The organism is Inquilinus sp. OTU3971, assembly GCF_038440215.1.
Genome location: NZ_JASATH010000285.1, coordinates 1 through 6831 on the forward strand (window position 1 = coordinate 1; position 6831 = coordinate 6831).

Annotated in this window: 1 protein-coding gene; it reads left to right on the top strand. The window is 72.0% G+C overall.

Annotated elements, in window-relative coordinates; translation table 11 throughout:
• Nucleotides 1–838: 838 nt before the first annotated feature.
• Nucleotides 839–6831 (top strand): hypothetical protein (locus tag AAHM41_RS37790; protein WP_342241791.1); only part of this gene is annotated, 5993 nt, incomplete at its 3' end.

Below are 6831 nucleotides of genomic sequence, written 5' to 3' on the forward strand. Positions count from 1 at the left end.
GCCCAAAGGACATTCTGAAAAGGTCCCGCTTGCGGGAGAGGTCGGACATCCGAAGGATGTCCCGGTGAGGGGATAGCGGCCTCGCCGAAAGCACGGCTTTGCCGCGAGCGAGCAATGGATCTGCCCGGTCCTGAAACGCCGATCCTGGTGTCGCGGCCGAGCCGCCCTCACCCGGTCTCGCTGCGCGAGCCCGACCTCTCCCGCAAGCGGGAGAGGCAATTTGATAACGCTCGGAGATGGGTGAATCGGATAGCCCGCGAGGGAGGGGGGACTCACCGAGCCGTCACCGGAAGGACGCACCCACTCCGCCCGGATTCTTCTCAAATTGCAGAGGCCTGTTGCCGCCGAACCACAAGGGCGGCGCCAACGCCACGAATGGGACGCCATGCCAATTATTGGGACGCCCAGCGGAGTGACGACATCCGAACCGTGAGGAATTCTTGCATCGTCCGCTAGCTGGAAAAGATCGAAGAAACAAAGCCGTCCCAGGCATGCCGATCGGCAAAAAGAGGGACAGCATTTACTTCGATCTTCTTCGGGTCGGCGACGAGAGAGGACGACGGTCCTGGCCAATCCTGTGCGGGTGGCCCGGTTCGACGCCACGTTCGATGGATATCGCAGGTCGTGTTGGGGGGAGGGGCGGATGAGTCGATCGGGTGATCGGTCCCTGGATGTCGAAGCGGCGGGGCCGGACGGGTCCGCCGCCGGCGTGCTTGTGGACGGGCCGGGCGGACGGCCGCCGGATCCGCGACCCGTATCCGATTCCCTCATCCATCGGCTGCCGGACGCACCGGCGGCGCATGCGTTTCAGACTGGCATTTCAGCGGGGAGTGACATCATGAGCGGCAACCACATCGAGTCCCGGCAGAGCGTCCGGCGTCATTCCTCCCATTTCGCCAGCAACTGGGTCGCCGGTGCCGACCAGCCCAGCAAGTCCCTGCGGCGGCGCCTGATGGCGGCGCTGCGCCTGGCGCATCGCGCGCTCGGGATGAAGCGGGACCGGCTGGGTCTCGGGGCCCTCGGCACCGGCGGCGCCGTCGGCGGCGCCACGCTCGCCGTGGCCGGCACCGCGGCGGCGCCGGCCACCGTGTTCGGGGTGCTGCGCCGGGCCAGGGGGCTCTACGCCGCCATTTCGCTGGCGACGCTGATGGGGCAGTTCGCGACGCCGGCCTTCGCGCAGGTCACCCTCGGTCCTGGCAGCACCGCCGCCTCCGCCGCGACCGCCGTGGGCACCAACGCCACGGCGAACGGCGTCGACTCCATAGCGTTGGGCACCAACACCACCGCAACCGGCAATGCTTCGATCTCGATCGGCTATACCAACAGCACCAACGGCCTCAATGCGATCGCCATCGGTGTCTTCTCGAACGCGGTTGGCACCAACGCCCTCGCCCTGGGCGGGAACGCCGACGCCTTAGCGGACGGAGCAACAGCCTTCGGCGTCAACTCCACGGCAAGCGGCGTCAGTGCGACCGCCGTTGGCGCTGCCTCCAAGGCCACCGGGGGGAATTCGGCGGCGTTCGGCATCGCTTCGAACGCGAGCGGCGGTAATTCGATCGCCGCAGGCGCCAGCGCCACTGCGAGCGGCGCGAGCTCGTCGGCCTTCGGCCCGAGCGCGCTCGCCAACGCCATCCAGTCGACGGCGCTGGGATTTGGGGCACAATCGACCGCCGAGAATTCCGTCGCGGTCGGATCTTCGGCCAAGGCCAGCGGCCTCGGTTCGGTGGCCATGGGGCTGTCGGCCAACTCGAGCAGCAACAGCTCGATCGCGATCGGCTGGCAGTCGATCGCCTCCCAGGTGAACTCGGTCTATCTCGGCGCGCGCACCGTCGCGGGAAGTGGGGCCACCGCGGAGAGCGCCATCGGCATCGGCACCGATGTGACGGCATCCGCACTGGACGCGATCGCCATGGGCCGCGTCTCGAAGGCGACCGGTATCGGCGCCATCGCAACAGGGGTGAGTTCCAACGCCGCGGGCCAAGCCGCCGTCGCGGTCGGCTCCACCGCCAATGCGGCCGGCAACTTCTCGCTGGGCCTGGGCAACGGGGCCGTGTCGAGCGGAGTCGGCTCGGTGGCGGCGGGCTCGGGAGCCCAGGGCACGGGCGTTTCCTCCACAGCAGTCGGCAACAACGCGGCCGCCATAGGCCCCAGCGCCACGGCGCTGGGCGCCGCCGCGGTCGCAAGCGACGTCAATGCGGTCGCGGTCGGCCGTTCGGCCAGTGCCTCCGACGCCGGCGCCATAGGCGTGGGCTCCCTCGCCACTGCCACGGCATTGAATTCCACGGCGATCGGTGCCGGCTCCAGCGCGGGGGCGGAAAATGCGTTCGCCGGGGGACGTTCGGCCAATGCCGCAGGCCTGAATTCCATCGCCATCGGCACGACGGCCAATGCGACGGCCACGGGTGCCACCGCGCTCGGCAATGCCTCTCAAGCCCTGGCGGCCTCGAGCGTGGCGCTGGGCGACACCAACACCGTGGCGGCGGCGGCCGGCCCCGGCTCGGTCGCGATCGGCCACAACTCGGTGGTGAACGGCGGTACGGGCGCGGTGGCGATCGGCGAAGGCCAGGTCGTCAACGGCAACGGCGCGGTCGCGATCGGCGATCCGAACACCGTCAGCGGCACCGGCGCCGTGGGCATGGGCGCCAACAACGCGGCGACCGGCGACGGCGCCGTGGCGCTGGGCAACACCAACATCGCCAACGGGCTCAGCGCCGTGGCGCTGGGCAACGCCGCCAACGCCACCGGCACCAGCACCGTTGCCCTGGGCAACGCGTCGGCGGCCGGCGCGGACAACGCGATCGCGCTCGGCAACGGCGCCACGGCCGGCCAGGCGGGGTCTGTGGCGCTGGGCTCGGGCTCGGTGACGGCGGCCGCGGTCGCCACGCCCAGCACGGTGATCGGCGGCACCACCTACAACTTCGCCGGGGCGGCCCCGACCAGCACGGTCAGCGTCGGCGCGGCAGGTGCCGAGCGCACCATCACCAATGTCGCAGCCGGCCGGATCGCGGGGGACTCGACCGACGCCATCAACGGCAGCCAGCTCTTCGCCACCAACCAGGCGATCTCGGCCATCGCCGCCAGCACGCCGACCCACTACGTCAGCGTGAACGACGGCGGCGTGCAGCAGGGGAACTACACCAACAACGGCGCCACGGGCGCCAATGCCATTGCGATCGGCCCCGAGGCTTCGGCGACGGGGACGAACTCGATGGCCGTAGGCTTCAACACCAAGGCGACAGGCGGCTCGGGCCAAGCCTTCGGTTCCGGCAGCATCACCAGCGCGGATCTCGCTCTTGCCGCGGGCCTCCAAGCCACGGCAGGGGGGGTGGGGGCCACGGCTGTCGGCCTGCATGCCAACGCCTTGGGCGTGACCTCGATCGCGATGGGCAACGCAGCCAACGCGACGGCCACGAACGCGATCTCGGTGGGCAGCCTGGCCAACGCGGCGGCCGCGGACAGCATCGCCATCGGGACCAGCGCCGTCGCCACGGGGCCGTCGGGCGGCGCGATCGCGGTCGGCCTGAACGCCAACGCCACCGGGTCCTTCACGACCGCGGTCGGCACGGACGCGAAGGCCAATGGCGATTGGGCGACGGCCTTCGGCCAGAACGCCAATGCGGCGGCCCAGCAGGCCCAGGCCCTCGGCGCGGGGAGCGTCGCCTCGGGCCAGTTCGCGCTCGCGACCGGCTTCCAAGCCGCTGCATCTGGGCTGGCGTCCACGGCGGTCGGTTTTCACGCCAACGCCTCGGCCGAGAACGCGATTGCGGTGGGCAATGCGGCCAACGGGGCGGCCGCAAACGCCACGGCGGTCGGCGCCTCCGCCACGGTCTCGGCCGTGAACGGCACTGCGGTCGGCAGCGGGGCCGTCGCCGCGGGAACCAATGGCGGCGCGACCGCGATCGGCACCAACGCCAATGCCGCCGGCGAGTTCTCGGTGGCGGCCGGCATCAATGCCAAGGCGGGCGACCACGCCTCGATCGCGATCGGCACCGGCACGAACGCGTCCGGGGCCCGCGCCGTCGCCATCGGCGACACCGTCCAGTCCACCGGTGCCGGTTCGATCGCCATCGGCGCCAACGGCACCGCGCAGGCCAAGGCGACGGCGGATGACGCCATCGCCCTGGGCGGGGCTTCGGCCGCCAGCCAGGCGGCAGCCGTGGCCCTGGGCAGCGGCGCCACGGCCGGCCAGGCCGGCGCCGTGGCGCTGGGCTCGGGCTCGGTGACCGCGGCAGCGGTCGGCACGGCCAGCACCACCATCGCCGGCACGACCTACAACTTCGCCGGCACCGCGCCGACCAGCACGGTCAGCGTTGGGGCCCCGGGCGCCGAGCGGACCATCACCAATGTCGCGGCCGGGCGAATCGACGCCACCTCGACCGACGCCATCAACGGCAGCCAGCTCTTCGCCACCAACCAGGCGCTGGAATCCAGCATCGCGGGCGCGGCCGTCCACTACTACAGCGTCAATGACGGCGGCACGCACGGAGCGAACTACGCCAATGACGGCGCGAGCGGCGCCAATTCGATGGCGGCCGGCATCGGCGCCACGGCGTCGGGCGCCCAGGACGTGGCGCAGGGCTTTGGGGCGAACGCTTCGGGCGGCGATGCCGTGGCGTTGGGCACCAACACCAAGGCGGCGGCCTCCAGCAGCATTGCGATCGGCGCCAATGCCGCGGCCGCGGGAGTGAGCGGTTCGACGGCGGTGGGTGCCAACTCCAGCGCCAGCGCCAGCAACAGCCTGGCGCTCGGCGAGTTCGCCAGCGCGTCCGGCGAGTTTTCGGCGGCTGTCGGTCCGGGCGCGACGGCGACGGCGGCGAACGCGACGGCGGTCGGCGTCCTGGCCAAGGCGAGTGCGGGTGCCGCGATCGCCGTCGGCCTCAACTCGAATGCGTCGAGCGAGTGGGCGACCGCGATCGGCACCAATACGATCGCAAGCGACCAGGGGGCGGTTTCGATCGGCACCAATACAGTCGCGAGTGCCCAGAGCGCGATCTCGATCGGCACCAACAGCCAGGCTCTCGCCTCCACAAGCACGGTCCTGGGCACCCTCAACACGGTGGCGGCCGCGGCCGGCCCCGGCTCGGTCGCGATCGGCACCAACTCGCAGGTGCTGGGCGGCGCCGGGGCGGTGGCGATCGGCCAGGGCCAGGTGGTGAACGGCGACGGCGCGGTCGCGATCGGCGATCCGAACTCGGTGACCGGCACCGGCGCCGTGGGCATGGGCGCCAACAACACGGTCAACGGCGACGGGGCGGTTGGCATCGGCAACACCAATGTGGCCAACGGCCTCAGCGCGGTGGCGCTGGGCAATGCCGCGAACGCGACGGGCGCCAGCACCATCGCCCTGGGAGACACAGCCGCCGCGACAGGCGGCAGCAGCATCTCCATCGGCCGAATCAGTCAGGCGAGCGGCCTCAACGCCGTGGCAATGGGCGTCGGCACCAACGCCAGCGCCGACTCCGCCATTGCCTTGGGCAATGCGAGCACCGGTTCCGGCATCTTGTCGGTGGCGATCGGCGCAGTGGCCAATGCGACGGCGGACAGCGCCATCGCCCTGGGCGCCAGAACCAACGCGACGGCGGCGGCCGCCACCGCGATCGGCGACGGCGCCACGGCCGGCCAGGCGGGCGCCGTGGCGCTGGGCTCGGGCTCGGTGACCGCGGCGGCGGTCGGCACCGCCGGCACGGTGATCGGCGGCACGGCCTACAACTTCGCCGGGGCGACCCCGACCAGCACGGTCAGCGTCGGCAGCGCCGGCAACGAGCGCACCATCACCAATGTCGCGGCCGGCCGGATCGCGCTCGACTCGACCGACGCTATCAACGGCAGCCAGCTCTTCGCCACCAACCAGGCGGTCGAGGCCATCGCCGCCAGCAACCCCGTCCACTACTACAGCGTGAACGACGGCGGCACGCCCGGCGCGAACTACATCAACGACGGCGCGACCGGCCTCAACGCCATGGCGGCCGGCATCGGGGCGGTGTCGTCGGGCAACGGCTCGGTGGCGATGGGCTACCAGTCCAACGCGGCGGGCGGGACCGCGATCGCCCTCGGCAGCGGGGCGGCCGCCAGCACGGTCAGCGGCGGCCCCATGGCCCTCGGCTCCAACTCCAAGGCCCTGGTGACGGGTGGCGACGGCTCGCCGATCGCCATCGGCATCGCCTCCAACGCCAGCGGGGCCGCCGGCACGGCGCTTCCGGGCGGCTTCACCTCCTTCGAGGCGGTCGCGCTGGGCAACTCCGCGACGGCGACAGGCCAGGGCGGCACGGCCGTCGGTGGTGCGGCCTCTGCGACCGGGACCTGGTCCACCGCCCTCGGCCAGAACGCCAACGCCTCCGCGGATCGCACCACGGCGGTCGGCGTCCTCGCCAACGCGGCGGCCGCGGACGCGGTCGCCCTGGGCAACGGCGCCACGGCCGGCGATGCCGGCGCGGTGGCGCTGGGCACGGGCTCGGTGACGGCGGCGGCGGTCGGCACGGCCAGCACCACCATCGCCGGCACGACCTACAACTTCGCCGGCGCCACGCCGGGCTCGACGGTCAGCGTCGGCGCGGCGGGGGCCGAGCGGACGATCACCAACGTGGCGGCCGGGCGGATCGCGGGCGACTCCACCGATGCGATCAACGGCTCGCAGCTCTTCGCCACCAACACGGCGGTGGACGATATCGCCAGCCAGATCACCGACGTCACCGGCAAGCTGACGCACTACTACAGCGTCAATGACGGCGGCACGGCGGGCGGGAACTTCAACAACGACGGCGCCACCAGTGCGGGTGCCCTGGCGGCCGGCATCGGGGCCGTGGCCGCGGGCGGGCCCCGCGCCGCCGGGGG